Here is a 25952-nt window from a genome sequence, read left to right on the forward strand (position 1 = left end):
TACTCCAATCCTTTAAAAGTTAGTTCAGTGTAGTAATCTACACTAGGTGCGACTGCCCGTCGCACAAAAATCCCGCAAGCCTACCAAAGCCCGCGGGTCCTTTTATCTAAGTAAACTTCTCGATCGTTCTCCGTAATTTATCAGCAACTTCATTTACGCCCTTATCAGTTTCCGTACTTGTAAAGGAAACCCGGGCATAGCTTTCATCTATTTCCATTGCCTCTGCGAACAGTCCGCCAAGTCCTTTGGCACGCCGGTCAACTTGGAGAACAGCATCCAGACCGTCTTCGCGCATGAAGAACATGGCTTCCAGTTCATCGAGGTCACCGCGAAATTCGCTGCTCGGTAAAAATTCAAACTCCTGAACATAGCGATAGCGTTTGGAGTATTCCATTTCCACTTTGCGCAGACGGAATCCTAATACATTCGTTAACGCCTCCAGAACAGTGTTCATATTCCGGTGCGGCTCTACCTGTATGAAATCCCTGTCCTTTGGATCAATTGCATTCGGCACATCCAAGCCTGTCTGTACCCACACGTCCGTTTTTCCAATGGTTGGCGGTGTATGGACGGGCAGTGTAAACTGGAAGTCGATTTCTTTCGTTTCCCCTTCCCCAATGGTAAACGATTCTCCAATGGCAAAAGAATCCAGCTTTACATCTTCCCGCACTTTTTTATCGTCTATTTCACGGACTGCCTCGGTCATCAGAAATAAATGAATCTGATCAATCTGCTGTTCGGTATTTCCACCTTCAACGACAACTTTGCCGCGGACTTCTTCACCAGGCACTAGCTCGTCATTTTCCAACTGTGTATCGACCTTTGCACCGCCGATTCCGACACTTGCCAGCCATTTTTTTAACAATACTATTCCTCCTGCATCCCTTATAGCTTTTAATTTATTTTTAAAACAGTTACACTTTTTTCAGCGCCTCGCCAATTTCCATTTCACCGGAAACCAGGTCAAACGCGCGTTTATATGTGTTTTCCTCAGTCAGGGAGGATACGACCGTAGTGGCTACATCTTCGCGCGGAACAGATCCCCGCTCCGTCAGATTTTCGGATGCGATAACCTTGCCTGTGCCCGGATCATTCAAAAGACCGCCCGGCCGGACGATGGTATAATTCAAGCCGCTCGCTTGCAGCACTCTGTCAGCATAGTGCTTAGCCACATAATAATGCCGGATTTTTTCATTCCAATTGTCACGATTGTTGGCCTGAAGTGCACTCACCATAATAAAACGGTCCGCACCTGCTTCTCCCGCTGCCTCAATGGTTTTAACTGCACCGTCCAGGTCAACGAGCAATGTCTTGTCAGAACCTGTACTGCCGCCGGATCCTGCGGTGAAAATGACCGCGTCACATCCTTTGGCCGCCTTTCTGATGGCTTCTTTTCTGCCTTCAAGATTGGCTATGACAGCGTTAATTCCCTTTTTCTTTAGTTCTTCTGCCTGTTCCTCTTTCCGGACCATGGCTTTTACTGTATGTTCATCGCTGTTATGCAATTGCTTAACAATGTTCTGTCCAATTTTTCCATTTGCACCTGCAACCAAAACGTGCATGAAGTCCATCTCCTTCATTTTTTAGTTTACGTTTATTATTATTCCAAACAGCGGCCATGATGACAACTATGCTGTTTTACGAACTGTTCATGATCTTGTTTTTCTCAGGAAATCTTCGGAAAAAGAGTGATAAAAACCCCTCTATGCTAAGCAACACATAGAAGGGTTTATAATTATTCTGCACGCGGTTCACTTTCGAAGTCGATTTTCTTATGGGTTCCATCACAAAACGGTTTGTTCGAGGAATGACCGCAGCGGCACAGGGAAAAAGCTTTCTTCGTCTCAAATACATTCCCTTCTGCATCCACCATTTCAACATTACCTTTTACCAAGTATGGCCCATTGTCATTCACTTTAATTTGTGCATTGTCACTCATTATCTTTTCCCCTTTCTTTTGACTTCCTATTCTATATATTCGGCAAACCCATTGAAATTCCTGCCAATATGAAAAAATCCCCGATTCACTCGAGGATTAAGGACGCTGTTTCACATGATGGTTCCAGAAAAAATCACCATTCCTCTTTTCAAATGGAAACAGCTGCTTGTCTTTCGCCTCTTCTGCATGCTCTGTTATAATCTCGTCGAAAAGCTCACGATTGCTTTTATTATCGGTTTTTAAATCGAGTGCTTCTGCTGTCTGAAAAAGCTTTTTGTCATGTATTTCCTCTTGCAGCTTTTGTGCATCTTTTCCTTTCACTTCAATACCAAGTTCTTCTGCTTCCTGCTTCACGATTGTTTCAAGTACAGCTTTTTTTAGCCCGCGGATATCTCGTTCGACCATTTTAACACCGAGTTCTTCCGCTTTTTGCTTCAGCATCTCTTCATATACATTTTCAGCCAGCAGCTGTGGGTCTTTCCCTTTTTGGTTAATCCCTAGTTCATCCGCTTTCTTTTTCACTTCGGCGTGATGGACTTCTTTGGCCAGCTCTTTAATATCTTTTCCTTCTGTGTCAATGTTCAGTTCCTTGGCAGAGCGCTTTATTTTCGTTTCAGCTACTTCTTCGGCAAGTTTTTCCGGGTCTTTCCCTTCTGTTTCGATGCCCAGCTCTTTGGCTTCCATTTCAATGAAAATCCGTTTGTACGATTCTTTGCGATCCTCTTCCACTTCCTGTTTACTGTGTAAATCTTCCGCAAAGCCTTTATAAAAGTCGGATGCGAAAGAAGTGCCTGCTGGGGCTGCCATTAGCACCAGTGCCAGAGCAGATGTTAGTATCAAACGCATTAGCATGGATTCATCCTCCTGTTTCTATAAAATAACGACATGTCTTAGTATGACCAGAAAGGACGAATCCATGAAAGGTGATTACTGTTTTTGCAGCCAGCGGGCAAATGCCAAAAGATCCGGAAAGGTCATGTTGGCGTCGGCCTTTTGCTGCTCGCGCTTGCGTTGTCCGATAAGAACGGTTGTCGTTCCAGCCTCTTTCCCCGCGGTGATATCCGGTTCCCTGTCACCGGCCATGAAGCTTTCTTCCAGTGCAATATCATATTTTTCCGCTAAGTCGAGAATCATCTTTGGCTGTGGTTTGCGGCAGGCACAGCCAGCATGCGGTTTATGCGGGCAATAGGCAATATCATCAATCTTCGCGCCAAATGCAGCCAGTTCAGCTTTCATTTGTGTATGTATCGCATCCAATGCATATTCCTTCATATAGCCAAGCCCAATTCCACCCTGATTCGTGACGGCAAAAACATAATAACCCATCTCATTGAACATTTTGACAGCTTCTCCGACACCATCTAATAAATAGAAGTCGCTGGGTTTGTTGACAAACTTCACCCGATCGCTGAGCACTTCATTAATGACCCCATCCCGGTCCAGAAAAATTCCTTGATGCATGCCTTCTTCCTCCATTTGATAAAAGCGGTGTGATACTATATCACACCGCTTTTGTAATTTTTGGCTGTTATGCTTATGAACTGTAATGATTTTTGGGAATTTTATGGCAATCTGCAGCGATTCCTGCGAAAACTACAGCGATTCATCATTCTCACTAATATATTCATTCGGACGGCCGCCCTTGGCATTATGGTTTTTATACTGGCTCTTGCGCCCATTACGGTGCTCGCCGTGGTTTTTATTTTCCTTGAATTGATTGTTCTTGTTTGCCATGGTGGTTACCCCCTTTTCATGATGATGGTTTAGTTTTTGGATTAGGGGCATCCCTTATACAAGTGCACTTACTGAAGCCAGCCTTTTTCCTTTACTTTTGAAATGGCCTCAATCCGGTTCGTCACTTCCAGTTTATCAAGAATAACGGAGACATAGTTACGGACCGTTCCATAGGTCAGATAAAGCTCACTGGCAATTTCCTTTGTATTTTTACCGTCAGCAATCAGCTTAATCACCTGTTCTTCCCGTTCGGTCAGTGGGTTGTCATGATCGTAGGCCATATCAACCAGCTCCGGAGCATATATCCGGTTCCCATTCATAATCGTGCGAATGGAGTTTGCTAAATCCTCACTCGGACTGTCTTTGAGTAAATAACCGCTCACACCGGCCTTTCTTGCGCGCTCAAAATAACCTGTCCGTGCAAAGGTAGTTAATACAATGATTCTACAAGGGTCATCCTTCAATTCTTCGGCTGCGTCAAGGCCGCTTTTTACCGGCATTTCAATATCCATTATGCAAATATCCGGATGCTGCTGCTGCACAAGCGATATTGCCTCTTCCCCATTCCTTGCTTTACCGACAACTTCCATATCATCTTCCAGGTCAAGCAGCGACCCGAGTGCTCCAAGCAGCATGCGCTGATCTTCCGCTATCACAATGCGTATCACGACAACCCCTCCTGTTCTGTGCGCTGAATGACATTCGGTACTCTAACCGTCAATGTCGTCCCATTGGCTGATTGAATATCCAGGCTGCCATTGACAAATTCCAGCCGCTCTCTCATCCCCTGAAGTCCGTTTTCTGAATAGGTACCTTTCTTATTCGCCATCCCTCTTCCGTTATCCTGCACCTCGATCAGTACTTCTTCCGCTGATGGGGCAATGGTGACTGTACAGGAAGACGCCCCGCTGTGCTTAACGACGTTGGTTACAGCCTCTTTCAAACACATGCTCAGCACATTTTCCACAAATAAAGGTGTGTCCGTAAGCTCTGGGCTTCCTTCCAAATGAAAATCAATCCGGGCAGCTTTCAGCATTTCCTGAACACGGGTGATTTCGTCTTCCAGTTTGGCACCTTTCATGTTTGACACCATTTCACGCACTTCTTTTAGCGCCGTTCGAGCAGTCTGATGGATATCATGAAGTTCATTTTTTGCTGCTGCAGGTTTTACATCGACCAGCTTTCCTGCCAAATCACTTTTCAGGCCAATCATAGACAGTTTTTGTCCCAGTGTATCATGCAAATCGCGGGCAATCCGCTGACGCTCCTCCAAAACAACTAATTGGGAAAGCTTTTGGTTGGCAGCTTCCAATTGGCTTTCCAATGCTTCCCGCTTGTTTCGGAAATAAATAGTTAGCGGCAGCAAAATAACGCCAATGACGCTAAATACAATGAATGGAAGCTGCGAAAGGAATATTTCGTTTTGGGTAAAAAAACCAATCGTAACGGCGGCGATTGTTGTCACAAGGTGAACGACATAGAGTGTTATAAATCCGGCTTTATGCGGGATATTTCCGATGTAGAACGCCAAAAAAAGTGCAAAGTAAACATACCCAAGAACCACCGTCATCACGACGCTTATAATCATTTCTGCCCCCACTGCCGGGTAAACCGTCCAGCCTTCTGACAGGAACGATACGCTGTATGCTGTAAAAAACAGCAGTATCATGAAAATGCCGAATATAATTTCCAGTGTTCCAGATGTTCGGAAAATAAAATAAAAAGGTAGAATACAAAAGATAATCCACGCATATATACTAAGCCCAGTGTTTTTCGGGACAATATGATACCATTTTTGCATAACGGTCCTCCTAACGCGTGTTCAAAAAGGAGGACTTTTTGAACAACCGCTCCTAACTGCTTCCGTTAAGTATAACAAAAATCAAACCCTTCCATACATGATAGAAGGGTTTGGGTGTTATCGTATTTATTTTTCCTGAACAGTGGATCGTCCCGGATTCATTTGAATGCCGAGTTTTCTCTTTCGGAGCAGCTCCTTAACCTCTTTAAAACTGACAAACGTTTTGTTTGCTTCATCGTATAGCCTGAAGCGGATTGATTTTAAACTGGACGCTAATGTGATTGTGGTAGCCTGCTGTAGTGGCGGTGTGGATTCATGGGCTTTTTCCAAATGGTAGTTCGGAACTTTTGGACTTAAATGATGCACGTGATGGAACCCAATACTTCCTGTCAGCCATTGCATCACTTTCGGCAGTTTATAATACGAACTTCCGTCAACAGCAGCTTTAACAAAATCCCATTCGTCTTCATTTTCAAAGTAGGAATCCTCAAACTGATGCTGCACATAAAACAGCCAAATCCCCAAGGCCCCAGCCATAAAACTGATTGGCAACTGAATAATGAGAAACGCCTGCCAGCCGATTGCCCAGATTAACAGGCTGTAGATGACGGCAACAGAAACATTGATGACGTACGTGTTCCATCGTTCCTTCCGTTTGGCTCCTTTTCGGTTAAAACGGTTGGAAAGAAAATAAAGATAGAACGGCCCTAATCCGAACATTACAATCGGATTGCGGTAAAGCCGGTAGACCAGCCTGCCCCAAAAAGATGCATTTATATATTCATCAACTGTCATCACCCATACATCGCCTGTCCCGCGCTTGTCCAGATTGCTGCTTGTCGCGTGATGTATCGCATGGCTCCGTTTCCATTTTTCAAAAGCAAACAACGTGATGATTCCGGTTATCGTCCCAACAATCCGGTTAGCCTTGCCATTTTTGAAAAATGATCCGTGCGTACAGTCATGGAAAATGATAAAGATGCGAACGACGAACCCTGATGCCAGAACCGTCAAAGCAAGCGTCAGCCAAATCGAAACGGACAGGCTTTGGTAAGCCAGAAACCAAATCAGGAAAAACGGCGGAATCGTGTTTATGAGCTGCAGTATGCTTGCTTTCGTATCCGGATTAGCAAAAGCTGCGACGCTTTTTTTCAACTGTGCTTGTTTTTGTCTGCTCATCATATCCTCCTGAGAGTAAATTATTTTTGTCCATATGTCTACTATATAGAATATAGAAAATCAATCACTTTTATAAGTCATAAACGTCAAGTAGCAGAGGTGACAAATGTCATCTATTTGCACTTGAGCCCGCGTTTGGAAGCACTTCGGTTGATATTTCGTGCAGACTGGTTGATATTGACCGCTGACCGGTTGATTTCTGTTCCAAACAGGTTGATTTCCGCCCTGAACTGGTTGATTCTTGCCGCCAACCGGTTGATTCCAGCCACGAACTGGTTGATTCTTGCTGCAGACCGGTTGATTCCGGCCACGAATATCCGTATCCGCCTAGCATACGCTGATGCGTGTACTCAGCCCGATATCCACGTTCCACGGGCAAAGACATACCTGTGTTTTTCTGATTCTTATTTCTTTCACCGCATTCTCATGGCATTTTGGGTAAAAATAGAGCATATGGAGATTTAGCGAAGGAGGCTGTTCTCGTGGAAGAGCTGGATTTACATCATATTTTTTCCCTCCTGCTTATACTGGTGATGATTGCAGCCGGGATTACCGCTATCGCGAAGAAGTTTAAAAGGCCTTATCCGATTGCCCTCGTTATCATTGGGGCTGTCATCGGGCTCAGTAATATTCCTTTTCTTGAACCATTAAAGGATTTTATAACAGCAGGTGAAGTGTTTAATTTTGCCGTACTTACGCTGTTTCTGCCTGCGTTACTGGGGGAAGCTGCATTAAAGCTGCCATTTTCACAGCTGTTTAACAACAAAAAGCCCATTCTATTACTGGCATTTGGCGGAACTTTCCTGTCATTTGTTGTGATTGGCTTTTCGTCCATGTGGCTTCTGCAATTGACCATTCCGGCCGCATTTGTCTTTGCAGCTGTCATGAGTGCGACTGATCCGGTCAGTGTTTTATCGATTTTCAAAAGTCTTGGCGTCAACAAACGGCTTTCCACTGTCATTGAAGGGGAAAGTTTATTTAATGATGGACTTGCCGTAGTTCTCTTTAATATATCCGCATTTTCGCTCCTGACCTATGCTGATATGGGGATGGAAGGTGTCGGGCTAGGGGTATGGGAGTTTATCAAAGTTGTCGCACTGGGGCTTATCGTCGGTGGGGCAACCGGATACATCGCATCACGGATAACGAGATATTTTGATGATTATCCGCTCGAGATTATTTTTAGTATCATCTTGTTTTACGGCACGTATTTACTTGCAGAAAGTGTCCAGGCATCCGGTGTGATTGCTGTTGTCGTAGCGGCACTTACGTTAGGAAATTACGGGGCCAAAATCGGCATGAGCCCAACAACCAAGTTAAATATCAGTAATTTTTGGGATGTTGTTACCTTACTGATTAATTCCCTTGTCTTTCTAATGGTCGGGCTGGAAATTACCCGGATTGATGTAGCGGACAAATGGGGATTGATTTTCGCTGCTATTTTGATTGTTCTTGCTGCCAGAAGTGTTGCTGTCTACGTCACCACATTATTTACCGGAAATATCCCCAATGCATGGAAACACATTTTGAATTGGGGCGGTCTGAAAGGATCCTTATCGATCGCACTCGTGCTCAGTCTTCCCAGGGATTTTGACGGTCGTGAGGATATTCTGATTTTTGTATTCAGTGCTGTGCTATTCTCCCTTGTGTGCCAGGGCCTTACCATCAAGCCTGTGCTCAACTGGCTTGGTGTTAACAAACAGGAAGAAGGTTATGAGGACTATGAAACATTGCTGGCACAGGCGTACCGGTATGAAAATGCCATCCAGGAAATCAGCCGGGTCCAAGACAATCTGCGCATTACAGATACGGTAACGAATGAGATTGTGGAGGATTATCAGCATAACCTTGAAACAATACAAGAAAAAATCGAGGAGCTTTTCCAGGAGCATCCGGAACTGAAAGAAAAACAGCAAAACACTCTGAAACGTCATTCCCTGTATGCACAACACGAGGCGGTTGAGCGCTTGGTCAAGGAAGACATCATTTCCAGCGACGTTGCTGATGAGGTAATCGAGCAGATTATGGACAAATTAGCTGAACTGGAAAGTGAGCATTAAAGCAGGTAGAGCGGCATCCTGTTTGTCGGTACACATACTCGCAAAAATAGCCAAAAAAGACTTTTTGCCTATATTAGGACAATGACCGAAACAATTTCACCTTCTATTGTAATAGGTCCATTGTCCTCTTTTTTGTCGTAAATTGTCTTAAATATTTACAATATTCAATTATGACTATATGATAAAAACTATTCTATCATTTTTCTGATAGTGCGTGTTCAAAAGGAGGACCACCGGACAGGCACCATAACGCCAACATAATAATTTGTGGGAGGAGTTTATCGTAATGAAAAAAGGATTTATTCTATCAACCGCCGCTGCACTGACACTAAGCCTTGGCCTTTCAAGCGCTGGCGCAGCACCTGGCAACGGTTCTGATGGCGATTTGCAGTCAGGCATTTCGCAAGAGCTTGGTTCACCAGTCGATTTGGGGATCGCCAATGATGAAAAATTGATTGAGATGCTGAAGGAAAGAGGCACAATTGCACAAGATGCATCGCCAAAAGAGGCGAACAAAGCACTAAATAAATACTTACAATCTAAAGTGGAAAACAGCAAGAAAATGAGCGTCAATCAGGTAAAAAATAATGACGCCAGTATGAAAAATGATGAAAAGAAAAACAACAATCCGCTTACAAACGGAAAGGGTAATAAACTTGGACATGCCAAGAAAAACAAAGTGGACGCTGTTGAAGAAGAGGCTTATAATGGGGAAGTTCGGGAAGATAAGGTACTGGTACTAGCTATCGACTTTCCGGACTATGAAAAAAGCTCAATCACACCAGATGAAACGGACATGTGGTACGAAAACTACACACACGACCATTTTCAAAACATGATCTTTGGTGACGATGGCTATGAAGGTCCGAATGGGGAAAATTTGATATCGATGAAACAATATTATGAACAGCAATCAGGAGGAAGCTACACCGTCGACGGAACGGTAGCAGGCTGGTACACAGCTGATAACCCTGCTGCTTATTATGGCAAAAACGTTCCGGCTCCAGATGGTAACGATGCAGCAGCTGCTGAGCTGGTGTATGAAGCACTTGAAAAAGCTGCACAAGACCCAAGTATTGACCTAAGTGACTATGACACTTGGGACCGTGAAGATTATGATGGTGACGGTGTATATGACGAGCCGGATGGAATTATCGACCACTTAATGGTCATTCACGCTGGTGTCGGCGAAGAAGCTGGCGGCGGTTCACTTGGTGGTGACGCTATTTGGTCACACCGTTCGTCACTGGGTTTAGTTGCAGTTCCGGGGGCAGAGTCTGATAGTGACCGTTTTGACGGCCTATTAGCGGCAGATGATTACACAATTGAACCGGAAGACGGTGCGGCCGGTGTGTTTGCCCACGAATATGGACATGACTTAGGGCTGCCTGATGAATATGACACCAACTACACTGGTGAGGGTGAGGCAATTGGTTATTGGTCACTGATGGCAAGTGGCAGCTGGGCTGGAGATGTTCCAGGAACAGAGCCACCTGGAATTAGCCCATATTCAAGACAAATGCTGCAAGAGCTTCACGGCGGCAATTGGCTAAGCGGCACAACCCTTGACGCATCAGGTATAACGGGGGAAGGTACATCGGTTCTTCTTGATGAAGGCGTCACCAAAGGCACGAACAATGATGCCGTTCGTGTTAATCTGCCGGATAAAGTTAATATATTAAACACCCCAAAAACCGGTGAATTTGAATACTATGGCGGCAGAGGCGATGAAGTTGATCATAAAATGGTAAAAACAGTGGATTTAACTGGCGCTGAAAATGCAACACTTGACTTCAATGCCTGGTACGATATCGAACAAGATTGGGATTATGCAATGGTCCAAATTTCAACAGATGACGGTGAAACATGGGAATCCCTGTCAACCTCGAATACTAGCTCAACACTCGCTTCAGGCGGATATCCGGCAATTAAAGAAAATCTGCCGGGTTATACAGGCTCAAGTGACGGATGGATCCATGAATCAATTGATCTCAGCAACTATGCCGGTCAGGAAATTCAGCTTCAGTTCCGTTCCATGACTGACTGGGCCACTAATATGACAGGATTTTTCGTTGACAATGTAAAAGTGACAGCAGACGGAAATGAAGTGTTTTCTGATGGCGCAGAAGCAGAGCCTTCATTCACATTGAACGGCTTTGAGAAGCATGATGGTACGCATACAACTGATCAATACTATTTGCTTGAATGGCGCTCACACAACGGTGTTGATGAAGGTCTTGCCCACATCCGTCGTGGTGATAGCTTAATGTCCTATGATGATGGACTAGTTGTCTGGTATGTGGATGAATCGTATAATAACAACTGGACTGGCCAGCATCCGGGTGAAGGGTTCCTTGGTGTAGTGGATGCTGACCAGCGTGCGGTCAGATGGAGTGACAAAGGAACAGGAAGCAGTCGCTATCAGGTACATGATGCATCGTTCAGTCTCGATAAATCCGAGAAAATGTTCCTGGATTACATGGACCTGCAAGGTGTAACGATGAAAGACAATTATACGAAACGCACACCATTATTCGATGACAGCGCAGACTGGAGCAACCCGGGTCTTGTTGACGCCGGCCGGGATGTTCCTGAGTACGGACTGAAGTTCCGCGTCATCGGTCAAAGCAAAGATAACACGGTCGGTAATGTATTGATCTACAAATAATCATATAAAAACCCTGCCAAGTGCAAGCGCCCTGGCAGGGTTTTTTCCGTTATTTTTCACAAACGGCTATTCCAAGCGGATAATGACCACCATGATGATCATCTGCCGGCTTGATCAGCGCGCCCTTCTGAAAGTAGAAACCAACAGAAGTATAATCCGGAAACAACTGCGTAAATTCATCCACAGTCAGCTGGTGCACATGGAATGGCGACCCGCACGGCTTCCCGCGGCCTTTTCCGAACGGCGTTGACAATACGAGAGTGCCGCCCGGTTTCAGCAAAGTGTACACATTTGCCAAAAACTGCTCTTCCGCCTCGACATGTTCCATCGTCTCAAAGCTGACCACACTGTCAAACTGCCCAAGCTTGTCCGGCAGCCCTGGATCAGTCACATCCCCTTCCGTAAAAGCAGAAATCGGATGGTAATACGTGCCTCGCGCATATTGAACAGCGTCCGGATCCACGTCAATCCCAACAACTTCGGATACGCTTTTTCTCCCTTTTTTTGCAAGGATGTGTGTGCCGAAACCTGCGCCACTGGCAAAGTCGAGCACCCGGCCATACACATGCTCGCTGGCAAAATGGTACCTAGCCACATGCTCTACCAGCAGTTCATTCGTTATTTTCATGTTTTCAGGAATTACCCGCTCTCCTGTATCTTCCAGCATTATGTTCACCGCTTTTTTCAAAATTAATGTGCGTTCAGTTTTGCTTTGTCAGGACGCTTGGCTGATACGGCGCAAAGAATGCCAATAACCGGAAATGCAAGGGATGCCAGCAATACCGGTGTATAGTTATGAAATATATCAAACCCGGCACCAAACGGCAATGGCCCCAATGACGAACCGATGACTACCATCGTCATACCGACCCCGTTGATGCTGCCGACATACTTCCGTCCAAAATAATCCGGCCAGATAACGTTCATGCCAATCCGTTCAAGGCCATTCGCAGCACCCCATACGATGCCAAACAGAACCGCCATCATCACGTTTTTCGTCACCAAAAGCATGAGCAGAAAAATAATTTCAATAAAGAACACACTAGCCAGCAGGTAATTGGTCGGTATCCGTTCGGTAATGAAGCCAGAAACAAACGATACCGGAATACCTGCAAAAGCCATCAGGCTCAGCACCATCGCAGCAATAGCTGGTGACAGTCCATTCGTGTCAAAAATGGATATAATATGAAACGTAATGCCTGTATTGATCATGGCCGGAATGCCAACACTAATCAGAATTCCCCAGAAAGCCCACGTCCGCATCGCTTCTTTCAGTGTCCAGTCCTCCTTCGCTTCAGGGAGTACAGTTCCGGCGGCTGGCTCGGTTGACTCGCCGTCATCCGACTGAGAGCCATCCGGTTCAAGCCCCATCTCCTCCGGCCGGTTGCGCACACCAAACAGTGCAAATGGCACAAACACAATCAATAGTGCCACACCCCAGAATCGCCACGCCATCTGCCAATCCCACGTTTCGATGATCCACGTGTTGATAATCGGAAACAGCATCGCACTGGCGAAACTGCCCAGGGTCATGAAACTGAATGCACGGCCTCTTTTTTTCACAAACCATTGCGCGGTAAGTGTATTCGGGATGAGCGACATCGTTCCCTGGCCAAGCAGCCGTACAAGGAAAAATCCGATGGCCAGCATGAACATATTGGAGACCATGCTGTTGAAAAAACAAGCAAGAGCAAATACGGTTCCGACCGTTACCATCATGAACCGCTGTCCATACCGGTCAATAAATCGGCCCACAAACATCATTGTCAGTCCGGCAATCAGTGTAGCAGTTGAATATAGGCTGGACACTTCCGTACGTGACCAGCCAAATTCCTGGATGTACTGATCAATGAAAGCAGAATTCGAATACGTCTGTCCAGGACCGGAGAAAAAGATACCTAGCCCGCCAATAAACACAATGAACCAGCCATAATAAATACGTTGAAAAACCTTCCCCCTTTCAGTCAACACAAAACCTCCCCTGAAAAAACATTAAAACGCTCTTTTTTATAATCTGCGTTTTATTTTACTGGAATTTATGAGGCAGCACAATCATCAGGCTGATGTTCGTGGAGTTGTGTCAATGTTTGTGGCGCTTCCAATTGATATCCAGCTGATGGCAAAGCCGTTTGCGTCTGCTCGCTCCGACTGACATTTACCACCATTCATATTCCCGTCTCCCGGGCAAAAAATAGAGGTGAGGCCAGGCTGCATACGAAAGGAGATTTTTTATGGAAGCCGACCGTGCACAGGAAATAATGCATTCGATTACAATGGTAAACGTCAATTATCACGGTTTTCCCGTTTATTTGAAGCAAATAAATCCTGATCAGGAAACAGCCGTTGTTTTTCCCCTTGATGAGATGGATCATGACCAGCATGTCGATTTGAATGGTTTAGCCGAAGATGATCCATACTAAGTAAAAATTGACAAAAGGAGCACGGCCATATGAAACGAGCAATACTTTTTCTTATGTTGGCAAGTGTCAGCCTGCTGGTGCTGGCAGCGTGCAATGCTAATGACGACGAAAATGCAGCAGATTACCGAAGCAAGACGGAAGTGGATGAGAATCAGCTGCCTATTTCTACTGTCCGAACTGACCAGTCCAGTAATCACAGTGAGCCGGGAACACAGCAGATTAGATTCAATGGCGAGCCAAACGACCCTGGCCAGACCGAAAACAACCAGGGAAGGGATCCAAATGGTCAGGACAACAATCGTCTGCGCCAAGAAGATCCGCTTGAACGCAATTTGCGGGAAAACGACGGAGAAAACAATCCACGAATGAAGAAGGATCTGGCCGGACAGAAGCCTATTGAGCGGAGTGGCAATAATGGAAAACAGCAAGGAATCAACGAGTACGCATCTAAAGTGATTGAACTGACGAATGAAGAACGAAGCAAACAAGGGCTGTCCGCACTAAAAGCAGATAAGAAGTTGAGCCGCGTAGCCAGAAATAAATCAATGGACATGCAGCAAAAAAACTACTTTTCCCATACAAGTCCAACGTATGGATCCCCATTTGACATGATGAAGCAATTCGATGTCACGTACCAGTCAGCTGCAGAGAATATTTCCAGAGGACAGCGCAACCCTCAACAGGTGGTTGATGCCTGGATGGACAGTGAAGAGCATCGCAAGAATATCCTTGATGAATCATTCACGCATATTGGCGTCGGCTACACAGAGGAAGGAAAATATTGGACGCAGATGTTCATTGAGAAATGACGAAGATGAAGGGAGCCATGCACGTCCAGAAACGGCATAGCTCCCTTTTTAGAGATTGCGGGTGCGGAAATTTTATCCTCCCGCTTGAACACGCACTTTTAAGGAAAAATGAAGCATTCCTTTTGACAGTTCGGAATATACAAGGTAATGTCAGTACATATAATTCCCATTAGTTTTATCGGATTAGGAATCATTCATTATAGGGGGGAAAAATATGAAAGCAATGTGGAGAGGTTATTTGCAAGCATCCCTCATCTCAAAAATAACAGTTGCACTTGGCCTTGGTGTTGTAATCGGTCTGATTTTCGGTGAGGATGCAGCCGTTCTGGCGCCATTCGGAGATTTGCTGCTCCGTCTCTTAAAGTTTCTGATTGTGCCACTCATTCTATTCACTCTGATTGTCGGGGTCAATCAGACAAAACTGGGGAGCCTTGGCCGAATGGGCGGAAAAATGTTCATCTACTATCTTATAACATCAGCCTTTGCCATCGCGGTCGGGATTGCAGTGGCAAGCCTGTTTAATCCGGGAACAGGGATGACGCTTGATGGGAGCGAGTCATTTGACGTGCCGGAAAATCCGGGGGTTGCCAGTGTTCTTTTAAACATCGTTCCTGACAACATCGTTACAGCTTTCAGTGAGCTAAATTTATTAGGGATCATTTTTACCGCGATTGTATTCGGTATCGCCATTTCAGTGCTACGTTCATCCGATTCCAGCCATGAGCTGGGCGAAGCCGTGTACAAGGTCATCAATGGACTGAACGAAGCCACGATGACTATCATGAAAGGAATCATTCAGTATGTACCGATTGGGATTTTTGCCATTGTCGCAGAAATCGTCGGCCAGCAGGGAAGCGATACACTGCTCTCCCTCGGCAATATGGTCGCTGTCCTGTACGTAGCATTGCTTGTACAGTTAATTTTCTATATTGCCTTTATGGCGCTGACCAACATTAATATTAAAGACTTTTTCCAACATGGCCGCACGCCGATTATAACGGCATTTGTCACCCAGAGCAGCTCGGGTACACTGCCGCTGACACTGAATGCTGCCAAAAATCTCAACCTGTCCAAAAGCCTTTACGGATTCAGTCTCCCGCTTGGTGCAACGATTAACATGGACGGGGCGGCCATCCGAATTGCCGTATCCGCCGTTTTTGCTGCCAATGTAATCGGCGACCCGCTCAGTTTCCCGGAAATGCTTCAAGTCGTGCTAGTCGGTACTTTGGCATCGGTTGGAACTGCCGGTGTGCCCGGTGCAGGCATCATCATGATTGCTACCGTGTTCGCTCAGCTCGGCCTGCCAATGGAAGCCGTTGGACTCCTCACCGCAATTGATGTCCTTGTCGGCATGGGCTGTACCGCACTGAATGTGGCAGGTGATTTAGTCGGAACAAGCATTATTAATAAGACCGAGCGAGCAAAAGAGCAAACAAACGTTAGTTAACCTTAGAAAAAAGCATCTCCTTTGCATAGAGGAGATGCTTTTTACAAATTCGAATGATTCCTATGCCGTTAAGCTTTTTCAAACCGCGATTCAAAAAAATGCCTCCCACTGATGGAGGCGTTTTTTAAGATATTGGGAGTAGTTTATCAGTCGTCGATAAACACCGTCAGAACTTTCGCCCCGTCATTATCGACCGGAATGAACAGATGCGGTTTCACGCCTCTGAAATAGCTAGTATCGCCCTTTTGCATATAGTGCTTTTCACCATCGTAATACAGCTCAATCGCACCTTCAACAATATAAATAAACTCGTCCTGGGAATGGGTGTACGGTTCGTGGCGCATATTGTAATCCTTTGGGGTGACGTGAACAATCGTTGGTTCAATCCGCGTAAAACGGGATCGATTGGCGAGCAGCTCAAACGAGTATCCCATATTCTCATCATCAGCATTCATTTGCCTGTCCGCTTTCGGCAGGACCACCAGATCTGTCTCCGGATGCCCGTCCAACACCCATGACAGCGGTACATCCAGGGCTTCGGAAATCTTAGACAGTGTCGCAACGGCGGATGAGGTCTGGCCATTCTCAATTTTTGACAGCAGGCTTTTGGAAATACCGCATTGATCCGCTACTTGCTGTTGTGTATGTTTACTTTTCATACGCGCTTGCTTCAGCTTCTGGCCTATTGTTTCAAGATTAATGGCTGCTCTCCCCTTTCGCCTGAGTAAATCAAATTCCTTCCTACATAGAATAGAGCAAATTTCGCGAACTGGCAACCGGTAGAGCGTCTGTCACTAAACAGAGTGGTTTCCGATAGAAGGTGGTAAAGCTGGAATCGCTGATAAATCAATCAAAACCCCCACCTGCTCGCATGCGGGTGAGGGTATCTCCAGCCATCGCCGGCGATTCTGATTATTATTTCTGCATCCGCGACCGATGCTAACTTCCAAACTTCCACCCGAATCAGCTTTGGTTGACAACGGACGCCAATGTTTTGCTTGGCAGTGTCTTGCCCAGCTTATTCTGGATATAGAGTGCTGCTTCCTGGAGTTTCCGCTCGCTGATGCCTGTATCGATTCCCAGGCCGTGCAGCAAATACAGCACATCGTTGGTTGCCACATTGCCTGCAGCACCTGGTGCATACGGGCATCCGCCCAACCCGCCGATGGAACTGTCTAGCCTGGTAATCCCGTATTCCATCGATGTCATGATATTGGCAATTGCCATTCCGCGCGTGTCGTGAAAGTGCATAATGATTTTTTCCTTCGGGTACCGGGCAAGCACGGCGTCCAGCAGTTTTTCCACCTGTGAAGGAACAGCCGTGCCAATCGTATCACCAAGCGAGACGTCATCTGCGCCAAATTCGAACAGCTTATCACAGACCCGGATAACAGACTCTGGTGTGATCCGGCCTTCATACGGGCAGTCAAACACAGTCGACACATACCCTGTCACATGTTTGCCCGCCTGTTTCGCTTCGTCGACAACTTCCTGCAGCACCGAAAATGTCTGGTCAATTGATTTATTAATATTTTTCCGGTTATGCGTGTCACTTGCTGACATGAACACCGATGCCCCGTCAATTCCTGTTTCTAGCGCCAGCTCCAGACCTTTCATATTAGGCACAAGCGCGGAATAGCGGACATCAGGATTCCGTTTGATTTTTTTGCCGACTTCATGCGCATCCGATAAGGCCGGGACCCACTTCGGATGGACAAATGAGGAGTACTCAATCTCCTTCACACCTGACTCAGACAGCATATTAATCCAATGAACCTTATCCGCGGTGGCCACCCTTGTTTTCTCATTCTGCAGGCCATCACGCGGACCAACTTCCTTTACCTGCACATTCTCCGGCCAGCGTCCCATGCATCCCCCTCCTTTTCATGATTGAAAAAAATGTACTTGATGAATCCGTTTACAAACATTTAATTTGCTGACGCCTGATACCCAAACCTGTTCAACTTATTCCCATTATATTCATTAACGTTTCGTTTGATTCAACCTTATTGAATTAAGTATATAATAAAAATTCTAAAAATGTCAACTGCCACACAGTTATAGTTATTTAGTTGCGGTACAGTTTCAATATTGTTATCTTTTTTAACGTATGACCATAATAGCGCAGAATAAGGGTAAATCCCTTTTATTGCGACAGGCTAATATAAGTGCTATAGGAAAGGGGCAAACGATAATGGCCTATATCTTATTAATCTTAGGCTTTGCTTTATTGATAAAAGGTGCTGATTTCTTTGTTGAAGGAGCTTCACACATTGCGCGGGCATTGCACGTTTCCCCTTTATTAATAGGATTAACGATTGTGGCACTCGGGACAAGCTCTCCTGAGGCAACTGTCAGTATAGTTGCAGCACTGCAGGAAAGTTCCGGCGTTTCAGTAGGGAATGTTATCGGGAGCAATATTTTTAATATCACACTTGTCGTTGGGTTAACTGCTTATTTAAATCCATTGAAAGTGAAAAGCGAAACCGTTAAAAAGCAAATTCCCTTTACCTTATTAGCAAGTACAGCTCTGCTCATCGTCATTAGTGACAAGAGCCTTGAACACCTGAGTGAAAACTTGATTACCAGAAGTGACGGATTTATTCTACTGCTTTTTTTCGGCATCTTTTTGTACTATTTATTTGAAGTCGCAAAAAATAGCCGGGAAAAAGTCAAACAGGAAAGTTCGGAGACAAAACCTATCTCGTGGGGTAAAAATATAGCGCTAACCATCGGCGGCCTGGCAGCAATTATTATTGGCGGACGGCTGGTTGTAAATAACGCCACCGACATTGCCGTTTCATTTGGGATGAGTGAAACGTTGGTTGGGTTAACAATCGTAGCAGTCGGCACCTCTTTACCGGAATTAATTACGTCTGTGACAGCGGCCATTAAAAAAGAAGGAGAAATTGCAGTCGGAAACATTGTAGGAAGTAATATATTTAATATTTTACTTGTTCTCGGAAGCGCCTCCGCCATTTCACCACTTATCGTTGACAGTCAGGTTTTTGTTGATGTTCTTTTAATGATTGCCCTTACCTGCGTATTGCTCGTTTTTTCCAGAACTAACTATACGATTGGGAAATTGGAAGGAATGACGCTAGTTGCCGCATATGTCTTGTATATGGTTTATATTATCATGAGGAATTGAACAAAAATAAGTGGTGCCTGTTTTGTCAAATACGAGGGTATCGACTTTCGAAGATTTGGATTCCTGCGCTTCTTCCACAAGATCAATAATTTTGGAAATGTCGTATCATTCCCGACCTATTCCGCAATGATTTCTACATAACCGCTGTCAACGATCGTTCCACTAAACAGAGCAAGACACAAACAAAAAAATAATACAAGAGTTTTAAAAGTGCGGTGTTTACTTTGGGACTTTGGGATTTTAGAAAAAGAAAGGCTTTCACCAAGTATGTAGTGAAAGCCTTTCTTTTTCCAATTTATAGTTTTTGCCTACGCCTGCATTAGCACGTCCTTGAAAAAGAAAACCGCTTTTTCTGCGTGCGATGTATCGCTGACGAAGTGTTCCTTGTCCTGTGCGTCCTTTAGCGGAAGAGGTCCAAGAATCGGTCCCAAAGGCCTTTTTCTTCCTGTTCGCCAGTTTCCTCTGTTGATTCAGGTTCTTCCACTTCAATTGACTCGGTCTGCAGGACGAATTGCACGACCTCGACGTTTTCATTTTTATCCGACACAAACGATTTCGGTTCAAAATCAGAGGCATCATATTCGTCCATCATTTCATCCACCTCTGACTGCATTTGGCCAGGCAGATCGCTGGTTTCTTCCTGCAGTTCCTGTGTTCCGTCTTTCAGCTCACTTGCACCACTGTTAAGAGAGGTAGCACCGTCAGACAGTCCCTGAATGCCCGCATCAATATCCTGATAAGAAGCCGCCAATTCTCCGACACCATCCGTGTAATCTACCAGGCCGCTATGGAAAGATTGGTACTTGGATGCCAGGGAGGATAATCCGTTCTGCAAATCAGCAAGTGCATCCATCTGGTCCATGTTTTCCATGCCTTTCTCGACTTCTGTAGCCATTTTTTCGGCGTTGTTAGCCATTTCTGTTATACCGCTGGAAATTTGGTCAAGTGTACCGGTCACGGAACCAAACACTTTTTGGCTTTTCTGATAAGCTCCCTTGGCATTCTGGGCGTTCTCAAAAGCCTTGGCCACTCGATCCACCACTTTTTCTTCGGCGTCACTTTCACGCAACGCATCAATTTCCTCTTTAATATCATCCGGAATCTTCTTCATGGCTTCATCCAATTTACCATACGCATCATCATAACTGTCGCGCAAATTTTCCAGCCCTTTAGCGGATTCCCGCAAGCCATCCGACATTTTATGAAGCCCGCTAGGCAATTTCTTAAGCTCGCTTAAGTCCGGCGCATCAGAGCTTCCTTGCATAGATTCACTTACCCTTTGCAATGCATCACGAATATCTGCAGACCCATTGACCAGCCCAGCGGACGATTGATTAAGTTCACTAATGCCACTCAGGTATTCACTGGAACCACTGCTCAGATCGGAGACCCCTGAATTCAGTTCGGAAATGCCGCTGTTCAAATCACCGACACCTTGATTGATATCACTGATGGCATCAGATAATGATTGCATTTCGCCCTTCATGCCACCTAAATCCGGATCCTCAATCGGCATGGAAGCCGGTGCTGCGGAGATATTAATCGGATCCATCTCGAAATCCGTGACATTGGCGGATACTATGAATGTCTCCTCTTTTTCCGGAAGCACGGTAAACGTCACCTGGGTATCCTTTCCGGCATTGGCTTTCGTTCCATTGGGCGCCTGGATAGCTTCAAATGTCGCCGGATCCAGCGTTAGCGATATTTGCAGCATATAGTTTTCGAAAAACACGGAATCAGCTTTGTCATTTTCTGATGTGGAAATCTTGATTTCGAGCGGACCGCTTTTTCCGGCCAATTCATCCGGCGCCACTTCTTCACCATCCAGCACATAGGTAATATTGATATCCCATGGGAGCGGCTTCTTTTTCATGTCCCCCTGATAGTAAAATTCGTCTTCTTTCGCCTGTAAGCGAATCGTGTTGCCATCGGTCTCTATATCTTTTAAGTTGCTTAAGTTCCGCACATTCGTATAGTCCCCGTAATCTACAATTTCACCAGGCTTGGAGACGTGGAAGGTGTTCACCACATACATATCTTGCAATGTGCCGCCTGCATTCAGATTACCGTAGATTGTTTCATCTTTCGTGCTATACTCGCCGGTTTGTGTGTTCGCCTTTTTCCCGTTTCCATTGTCTTCAGCGGAAGCGGTTATAGGAAGCGAGCCAAACACCAGCATAACACTCATCATCATCATCGCTAATTTTCTTGGCCGCATAGCATCACGTCCTTTTATAAAAGTTTGGTTTCCACGTTGTTTTTTCAATTACCCGATCAAATAAAAGCAGCATGGCCGGCAGGAAGAGTACCACTAGTAGAAACGCAAGCAGCGCTCCTCTTCCCAGCAGAAGCCCGATGGACGAAACGATTGGGTCTGTTGACGTCGCCCACAGGATAAACCCGACACTGGACAGGATTGATGCGGATACGCCAATCGAGAAGATCTTTTCGTCAATTGTTTTCTTAATCGCAGCCATCGCTCCCATCTCTTTCCGGTTTACGGTATAAGCTTCAGTCAATAAAATCGCGTAATCTACCGTTGCGGCAAGCTGGACCGTACTGATGATCAGGTACCCAATATAAACAAGAGGTGAATCCGTAAAGTACGGCACCGACAAATTAATCCATACAGCCGACTGAATTGTCAAAAGCAACACGACCGGAATGGAAATCGACCGGAATGTAAGAAGTAAGACAATGGCAATCGTGACCACAGTCAGTATATTAACAACCTTATTATCCTGCTCCACGATATGTTTCATGTCATACAAGGTGACACTTTCCCCAAGGGCATGGTAATCATCTCCGTAATAGTCAGATGCAATAGTCCGCACATCCTCCACCAGGGCAAAAGCGTCGTCCCCCTCCGTATCAGTTGTCGAATTGATAATGATCCGGCTGTAGTTCTCCGAGAAAAACTGTTCCTTTTCCGCCTCACCTAGATATTCGGGTGGTATCGCTGTTCCGACGCTCCCGACGTAGGAGACGATGCTATTCACATGATTAAGATCATCAAGTTCCTGCACGAGCTCCTCTTCCCGGGCGATATCGCCTTTTGGCACTAAGAGAACGACTGGCGTATGCTTGCTGAATGTCTCTTCAATCTCACTGGCATCGCTGCCGGCTCGTGTCGACTCCGGATGCTCCCCTGTCCCGTAAATAAAGTCCGTCTGGCCCTGTGCGAGAAATGCCGGAACAATTAGGATCATCACCACCAGCAATGCCGGAATACGTAATTTGAGGAGATTTCTTCCGACATGCGGAATACTCGGCAATAATGGTTTATGTTTTGTTTTGTCAATCCACTTATAAAACATCAGCGTCATTGCCGGTAAGAAAATCATGACACTGATAAAGCTAAGCAAAATTCCTTTGACAAGGTTCAGCCCGAGATCCGCGCCAATTCCAAAATCCATAAACGTGAGTGCAGTAAACCCGAAGAACGTCGTCGATGCACTCGCAGCAATGGCCGGAAATGACCGCTTCATCGCCTGCTGCATGGCTTCTTTCGGATCCGCTGTCTCCTGCCGGTAGTCAGCAAAGCTATGCAGCAAAAATATCGCGTAATCGAGTGATACGGCAAGCTGCAGAATCGGTGCCACCGCCTGGGTTATAAAGGAAACTTCGCCGATAAAGATGTTCGTTCCCAGGTTGATTAGTACAGAAACACCAATAGCTGTGAGGAAAAACAACGGCTCGGCCCATGACCTTGTCGACAAGAAAAGGATCAGGATAATGACCGGCACAAGAATGGCTGCTGCAAACGTCGTTTCCTGGCCTGTTGACTTTTGTGATATCGCCGTATTCAGGGCTTCCCCTGACATGGCATTGTCCTCACCAATCAGTTCATAGATGGCATCTGTCGTCTCCACCTCTTTTCCTTCCTCAACATGGAAAGAAAACAGTGCATTCCCGTTCTCATAATACGATTCGACGGTGTCAGCATCTGCCATTTCGATCGGGGTCTTGATATCGATCACATCATCAAGCCACGTGACCTCAGAGACGCCATCAATTGCTTCCAGATCGTCTTTAAAGGCTAATGCCTCATTGATGCTTACGTCCTTCATCATGACTCGTGTGTTGGCCACAGCCCCGTCAAATTCATCCTCCATGACATCCATCGCCACTGTGGATGGTGCATCATCCGGCAGATATTCGACCATATCATGATTTACTGTTACCGCAGACTGCACCACCGCACTGATAATCGCCAGAAACATAAAGGTGATGACAATCAGTTTTTTATGTTTTAAAACACGTGCTATCATTTTAATCGGTGTTCATCCTCTCTTGATTCATTCATTCGAACACGATAATATTATATAAGACACTGTGTTGGATTTACAACAAACAGTTTTATAACATGCGTAATAATTCCAACATATGAAATGAAAGTGTTGCCAAATGTTAAAACGAAAGTGTGACGATTTGATGAACAAAAAACTCGACCGTCGAAAGAAATATACTCGCATGGTTTTAAAGGATAGTTTAATCAATTTATTAAAAACAAACCCGATTTCTGCCATCACGGTAAAAGAAATCTGTAAAAAGGCCGATATCAACCGTTCCACCTTCTACACCCACTACAGTGATCAATTTCATTTGCTGGAGCAAATAGAGGAAGAAATCATTGCAGATTTAAACAGCTATTTAAATCAATATAATTTCGAACAGGAAGAGGAAGCACTACAGATGACAGAAAAGCTCCTAGAGTACGTCGTTTCCAAGTATGACATCTGCCAGACACTCCTAAACGAAAATGCCGATCATTCTTTTGAACGGCGTGTTATGGACGTCGCCAGGACATTCCTGATCAAAAACTGGATGAGCAATAATGAAGTGGATCCGGATATTTCCGAATACGCCAGCACCTTTGTTACCAGCGGAAGCATCTACGTCATCAAACATTGGCTGGCAAACAATATGGACCAGTCACCGAAACAAATTGCCCGACTGATTAACCGTGTGGAGATTACAGGGTGAAGAAAGGCTACATGAGGGGTTCCTTTTACCCTATAATCGAAAATATAAAAAAAGTGTCATGACACATGGCACTTTTTTTCATTTCTATACGATTATAGTGGTGAGAGCGACTCTATGACTGAAGACACTGGTGTGTCAATATAAACAGAAAAATAGACACATTCTCTTCCTGGTCCTACAATTGAATTGAAAGCTTCATAGATTTCAGTTGCCATCCGTGACAACGTTTGTGTAACTATCCAAGAACTAGGAGGCTAAAACAATGAATCAATATCAGCATTTCAATAAAAGCTTCATCAACGGCAATTGGGTTGAGGGGAAGGAAAATAAAACTTCTGATATGGTAAATCCATATGACAATGACGTTTTAGCAACCGTCAGCCTGGCATCTCTTGAACAGGTGAACGAAGCATTTTTAAGTGCGAAGCAGGCACAAAAAACCTGGGGCAAGGATGCCGAACATCGCAAGGAGGTCATGACAAAGGCGATTAACTATTTTAAGGATCATAAAGACGACATCATGGAAATCCTGACACTGGAATCAGGAAGTACAGCTGTCAAAGCAAATCTAGAGTTTGATTTAACGGTTGGAATTATGGAAGAATCGCTGTCAATGATCACTCAAGTTGGCAAATTCGATGAAAAAGCATCAATGATCCCCGATAAAGTGAATGAATTTTACCGGCTGCCAAAAGGGGTCATTTCATCAATTGCGCCATTTAACTTCCCGTTGTATTTATCGATGCGCACCATAGCACCAGCACTGGCACTTGGAAATGCCGTTGTCCACAAACCGGATCTCAAGTGCGGTCTCAGTTCCGGCTCCGTGATCGCAAAGGCATTTGAAGCAGCCGGCATTCCTTCGGGTGTGTTCCAATCGCTATTGACCAAATCAAGTGTTACTGGCGATGCCATGTTTAACCATGAAGCTGCCAGCCTTGTCAGCTTTACAGGCTCAACACCTGTTGGTCGTCATATTGGACAAGTAGCCGGTGAACAATTGAAGGATGTTGCATTGGAGCTCGGCGGCAATGGTCCATTCTGCGTCATGAGCGATGCAGATGTGGACAAAGCAGTTAATGCCGCCATCTTCGGTAAATACCTGCACCAGGGTCAAATTTGCATGATGATCAACCGCATGATTGTGCACGAGGATGTCTATGATGCGTTCGTGGAAAAATTCATTGCCCGTTCCAAAGAAATAAAATACGGCGATCCGCGTGACCCAGAAGTTGTCGTCGGGCCGCTCATTGATGACAAACAAATGGAGAAGTCACTAGCCAATATCCAGAAAGCTAAAGAATCCGGCTTTGACATCCTTCTTGAAGGAGAACAGGTTGGCAACATATTAACGCCAACTGTCATCGGTAATGTGGATAATGACAGTGAATTGGCTCAGACGGAAATGTTCTCACCAATTGCTTTGATTGTGAAAGCCGCATCAGATGAGGATATCATTGCTAAAGCCAATGATACTGAATTTGGCTTAAGCTCTGCCATTATTTCCGAAAACGAGGAAAAGGCACGCGCGCATGCTTTAGAACTGGAATTCGGCATGACACACATTAATGACCAGCCGGTTCATGACGAACCAACGGCCTTGTTCGGAGGCATGCGTCAAAGCGGTATCGGCCGTTTCGGCAGCCCGCATATTGTGGATGAATTTACAGAAGGAAAATGGATTTCGGTGCAGAAGAAACCAAGGGAATTTCCATTTTAACAACTTATGAAAAGACCCAGCCCCATACGAGCGGGCTG

At 45.3% G+C, this 25952-nt stretch carries 24 protein-coding genes; 8 read left to right on the forward strand and 16 right to left on the reverse strand.

The annotated features are described in order from the left end of the window. Nucleotides 1-106 precede the first annotated feature (106 nt). The 10 genes from ACFSUO_RS09870 to ACFSUO_RS09915 form a co-directional block, all read right to left on the reverse strand. Complete coding sequence (locus ACFSUO_RS09870) at nt 107-865, reverse strand: sporulation protein (RefSeq protein ID WP_382393587.1); 759 nt, start codon at nt 863-865, stop codon at nt 107-109. 49 nt (nt 866-914) lie between these two features. After that, nucleotides 915-1562, reverse strand: coding sequence for an SDR family oxidoreductase (locus ACFSUO_RS09875; protein ID WP_382393589.1), 648 nt, complete (start codon nt 1560-1562; stop codon nt 915-917). A gap of 173 nt (nt 1563-1735) precedes the next feature. Next, on the reverse strand, nt 1736-1939 hold the full coding sequence (locus ACFSUO_RS09880; RefSeq protein ID WP_382393591.1) for a CDGSH iron-sulfur domain-containing protein: 204 nt from the start codon (nt 1937-1939) through the stop codon (nt 1736-1738). A 96-nt stretch (nt 1940-2035) separates the two neighbouring features. After that, a complete protein-coding gene (locus ACFSUO_RS09885; protein ID WP_382393593.1) occupies nt 2036-2791 on the reverse strand; it encodes a hypothetical protein in 756 nt (251 codons plus the stop codon). 75 nt (nt 2792-2866) lie between these two features. Next, on the reverse strand, nt 2867-3400 hold the full coding sequence (locus ACFSUO_RS09890; protein ID WP_382393595.1) for a D-glycero-alpha-D-manno-heptose-1,7-bisphosphate 7-phosphatase: 534 nt from the start codon (nt 3398-3400) through the stop codon (nt 2867-2869). A 132-nt stretch (nt 3401-3532) separates the two neighbouring features. Continuing rightward, nucleotides 3533-3673 (reverse strand): hypothetical protein, encoded by a 141-nt coding sequence (locus tag ACFSUO_RS09895; RefSeq protein WP_382393597.1) that lies wholly within the window; start codon nt 3671-3673, stop codon nt 3533-3535. 68 nt (nt 3674-3741) lie between these two features. Continuing rightward, nucleotides 3742-4341 (reverse strand): response regulator, encoded by a 600-nt coding sequence (locus tag ACFSUO_RS09900; RefSeq protein ID WP_382393599.1) that lies wholly within the window; start codon nt 4339-4341, stop codon nt 3742-3744. Then, entirely contained in the window at nt 4338-5474 is a 1137-nt protein-coding gene (locus ACFSUO_RS09905) for a sensor histidine kinase (protein ID WP_382393601.1), read from the reverse strand. Before ACFSUO_RS09905 ends, ACFSUO_RS09900 begins: the two co-directional genes overlap by 4 nt. Before the next feature lie 126 nt (nt 5475-5600). Beyond that, nucleotides 5601-6653, reverse strand: a complete 1053-nt coding sequence (locus ACFSUO_RS09910; protein ID WP_382393603.1) for a fatty acid desaturase — start codon at nt 6651-6653, stop codon at nt 5601-5603. Nucleotides 6654-6766: 113 nt separating this feature from the next. Continuing rightward, a complete protein-coding gene (locus tag ACFSUO_RS09915) occupies nt 6767-6964 on the reverse strand; it encodes a hypothetical protein (RefSeq protein ID WP_382393605.1) in 198 nt (65 codons plus the stop codon). Nucleotides 6965-7135: 171 nt separating this feature from the next. On the opposite strand from ACFSUO_RS09915, the gene ACFSUO_RS09920 reads away from it, so the two are divergent. Further along, nucleotides 7136-8713, forward strand: a complete 1578-nt coding sequence (locus ACFSUO_RS09920) for a Na+/H+ antiporter (RefSeq protein ID WP_382393607.1) — start codon at nt 7136-7138, stop codon at nt 8711-8713. Between the two features lie 286 nt (nt 8714-8999). After that, the gene (locus ACFSUO_RS09925) at nt 9000-11381 is read left to right on the forward strand and encodes an immune inhibitor A domain-containing protein (RefSeq protein ID WP_382393609.1); all 2382 of its coding nucleotides are present in this window, start codon (nt 9000-9002) and stop codon (nt 11379-11381) included. Nucleotides 11382-11430: 49 nt separating this feature from the next. Here ACFSUO_RS09925 and ACFSUO_RS09930 read toward each other — a convergent pair whose 3' ends face one another. Then, nucleotides 11431-12048 carry a class I SAM-dependent methyltransferase gene (locus ACFSUO_RS09930; protein ID WP_382393611.1) on the reverse strand — a complete coding sequence of 206 codons (618 nt, stop codon included), beginning with the start codon at nt 12046-12048 and terminating at the stop codon, nt 11431-11433. Between the two features lie 23 nt (nt 12049-12071). Continuing rightward, the gene (locus ACFSUO_RS09935) at nt 12072-13349 is read right to left on the reverse strand and encodes an MFS transporter (protein ID WP_382393613.1); all 1278 of its coding nucleotides are present in this window, start codon (nt 13347-13349) and stop codon (nt 12072-12074) included. Nucleotides 13350-13612: 263 nt separating this feature from the next. Between ACFSUO_RS09935 and ACFSUO_RS09940 the strand changes: the two genes are divergently transcribed. The 3 genes from ACFSUO_RS09940 (at nt 13613) to ACFSUO_RS09950 (ending at nt 16057) form a co-directional block, all read left to right on the forward strand. Next, nucleotides 13613-13801, forward strand: a complete 189-nt coding sequence (locus tag ACFSUO_RS09940) for an H-type small acid-soluble spore protein (protein WP_382393615.1) — start codon at nt 13613-13615, stop codon at nt 13799-13801. Between the two features lie 29 nt (nt 13802-13830). Then, the gene (locus tag ACFSUO_RS09945; RefSeq protein WP_382393617.1) at nt 13831-14610 is read left to right on the forward strand and encodes a CAP domain-containing protein; all 780 of its coding nucleotides are present in this window, start codon (nt 13831-13833) and stop codon (nt 14608-14610) included. Nucleotides 14611-14824: 214 nt separating this feature from the next. After that, on the forward strand, nt 14825-16057 hold the full coding sequence (locus ACFSUO_RS09950) for a dicarboxylate/amino acid:cation symporter (protein ID WP_382393619.1): 1233 nt from the start codon (nt 14825-14827) through the stop codon (nt 16055-16057). A 146-nt stretch (nt 16058-16203) separates the two neighbouring features. Here ACFSUO_RS09950 and ACFSUO_RS09955 read toward each other — a convergent pair whose 3' ends face one another. Together ACFSUO_RS09955 and ACFSUO_RS09960 are read right to left on the reverse strand one after the other, a co-directional pair. Further along, entirely contained in the window at nt 16204-16833 is a 630-nt protein-coding gene (locus ACFSUO_RS09955; protein ID WP_382393621.1) for a helix-turn-helix domain-containing protein, read from the reverse strand. 187 nt (nt 16834-17020) lie between these two features. Further along, a complete protein-coding gene (locus tag ACFSUO_RS09960) occupies nt 17021-17926 on the reverse strand; it encodes a hydroxymethylglutaryl-CoA lyase (RefSeq protein ID WP_382393623.1) in 906 nt (301 codons plus the stop codon). 325 nt (nt 17927-18251) lie between these two features. Here ACFSUO_RS09960 and ACFSUO_RS09965 point away from each other — a divergent pair, with 325 nt between their 5' ends. Beyond that, the gene (locus ACFSUO_RS09965; RefSeq protein WP_382393625.1) at nt 18252-19208 is read left to right on the forward strand and encodes a calcium/sodium antiporter; all 957 of its coding nucleotides are present in this window, start codon (nt 18252-18254) and stop codon (nt 19206-19208) included. Nucleotides 19209-19608: 400 nt separating this feature from the next. Here ACFSUO_RS09965 and ACFSUO_RS09970 read toward each other — a convergent pair whose 3' ends face one another. Further along, entirely contained in the window at nt 19609-21474 is a 1866-nt protein-coding gene (locus ACFSUO_RS09970; RefSeq protein WP_382393627.1) for a YhgE/Pip domain-containing protein, read from the reverse strand. Next, nucleotides 21431-23479, reverse strand: a complete 2049-nt coding sequence (locus ACFSUO_RS09975) for an efflux RND transporter permease subunit (protein WP_382393629.1) — start codon at nt 23477-23479, stop codon at nt 21431-21433. Before ACFSUO_RS09975 ends, ACFSUO_RS09970 begins: the two co-directional genes overlap by 44 nt. Nucleotides 23480-23642: 163 nt before the next feature. On the opposite strand from ACFSUO_RS09975, the gene ACFSUO_RS09980 reads away from it, so the two are divergent. After that, on the forward strand, nt 23643-24194 hold the full coding sequence (locus ACFSUO_RS09980; protein ID WP_382393905.1) for a TetR/AcrR family transcriptional regulator: 552 nt from the start codon (nt 23643-23645) through the stop codon (nt 24192-24194). A 262-nt stretch (nt 24195-24456) separates the two neighbouring features. Beyond that, a complete protein-coding gene (locus tag ACFSUO_RS09985) occupies nt 24457-25914 on the forward strand; it encodes an aldehyde dehydrogenase family protein (protein WP_382393631.1) in 1458 nt (485 codons plus the stop codon). Nucleotides 25915-25952 lie beyond the last annotated feature (38 nt).

Origin of the sequence: Lentibacillus juripiscarius (genome assembly GCF_042685205.1) — a bacterium.
Taxonomy (GTDB): domain Bacteria; phylum Bacillota; class Bacilli; order Bacillales; family Amphibacillaceae; genus Lentibacillus; species Lentibacillus juripiscarius.

Excerpts from the sequence above, each read along its gene's own strand:
- ACFSUO_RS09940 (WP_382393615.1), top strand. The coding sequence starts at position 13,613 with ATGGAAGCCGACCGTGCACAGGAAATAATGCATTCGATTACAATGGTA.
- ACFSUO_RS09930 (WP_382393611.1), bottom strand. The coding sequence starts at position 12,048 with ATGCTGGAAGATACAGGAGAGCGGGTAATTCCTGAAAACATGAAAATA.
- ACFSUO_RS09980 (WP_382393905.1), top strand. The coding sequence starts at position 23,643 with ATGAACAAAAAACTCGACCGTCGAAAGAAATATACTCGCATGGTTTTA.
- ACFSUO_RS09965 (WP_382393625.1), top strand. The coding sequence starts at position 18,252 with ATGGCCTATATCTTATTAATCTTAGGCTTTGCTTTATTGATAAAAGGT.
- ACFSUO_RS09925 (WP_382393609.1), top strand. The coding sequence starts at position 9,000 with ATGAAAAAAGGATTTATTCTATCAACCGCCGCTGCACTGACACTAAGC.
- ACFSUO_RS09885 (WP_382393593.1), bottom strand. The coding sequence starts at position 2,791 with ATGCTAATGCGTTTGATACTAACATCTGCTCTGGCACTGGTGCTAATG.
- ACFSUO_RS09910 (WP_382393603.1), bottom strand. The coding sequence starts at position 6,653 with ATGAGCAGACAAAAACAAGCACAGTTGAAAAAAAGCGTCGCAGCTTTT.
- ACFSUO_RS09895 (WP_382393597.1), bottom strand. The coding sequence starts at position 3,673 with ATGGCAAACAAGAACAATCAATTCAAGGAAAATAAAAACCACGGCGAG.
- ACFSUO_RS09960 (WP_382393623.1), bottom strand. The coding sequence starts at position 17,926 with ATGGGACGCTGGCCGGAGAATGTGCAGGTAAAGGAAGTTGGTCCGCGT.
- ACFSUO_RS09945 (WP_382393617.1), top strand. The coding sequence starts at position 13,831 with ATGAAACGAGCAATACTTTTTCTTATGTTGGCAAGTGTCAGCCTGCTG.
- ACFSUO_RS09875 (WP_382393589.1), bottom strand. The coding sequence starts at position 1,562 with ATGCACGTTTTGGTTGCAGGTGCAAATGGAAAAATTGGACAGAACATT.
- ACFSUO_RS09880 (WP_382393591.1), bottom strand. The coding sequence starts at position 1,939 with ATGAGTGACAATGCACAAATTAAAGTGAATGACAATGGGCCATACTTG.
- ACFSUO_RS09890 (WP_382393595.1), bottom strand. The coding sequence starts at position 3,400 with ATGCATCAAGGAATTTTTCTGGACCGGGATGGGGTCATTAATGAAGTG.
- ACFSUO_RS09905 (WP_382393601.1), bottom strand. The coding sequence starts at position 5,474 with ATGCAAAAATGGTATCATATTGTCCCGAAAAACACTGGGCTTAGTATA.
- ACFSUO_RS09975 (WP_382393629.1), bottom strand. The coding sequence starts at position 23,479 with ATGATAGCACGTGTTTTAAAACATAAAAAACTGATTGTCATCACCTTT.
- ACFSUO_RS09985 (WP_382393631.1), top strand. The coding sequence starts at position 24,457 with ATGAATCAATATCAGCATTTCAATAAAAGCTTCATCAACGGCAATTGG.
- ACFSUO_RS09950 (WP_382393619.1), top strand. The coding sequence starts at position 14,825 with ATGAAAGCAATGTGGAGAGGTTATTTGCAAGCATCCCTCATCTCAAAA.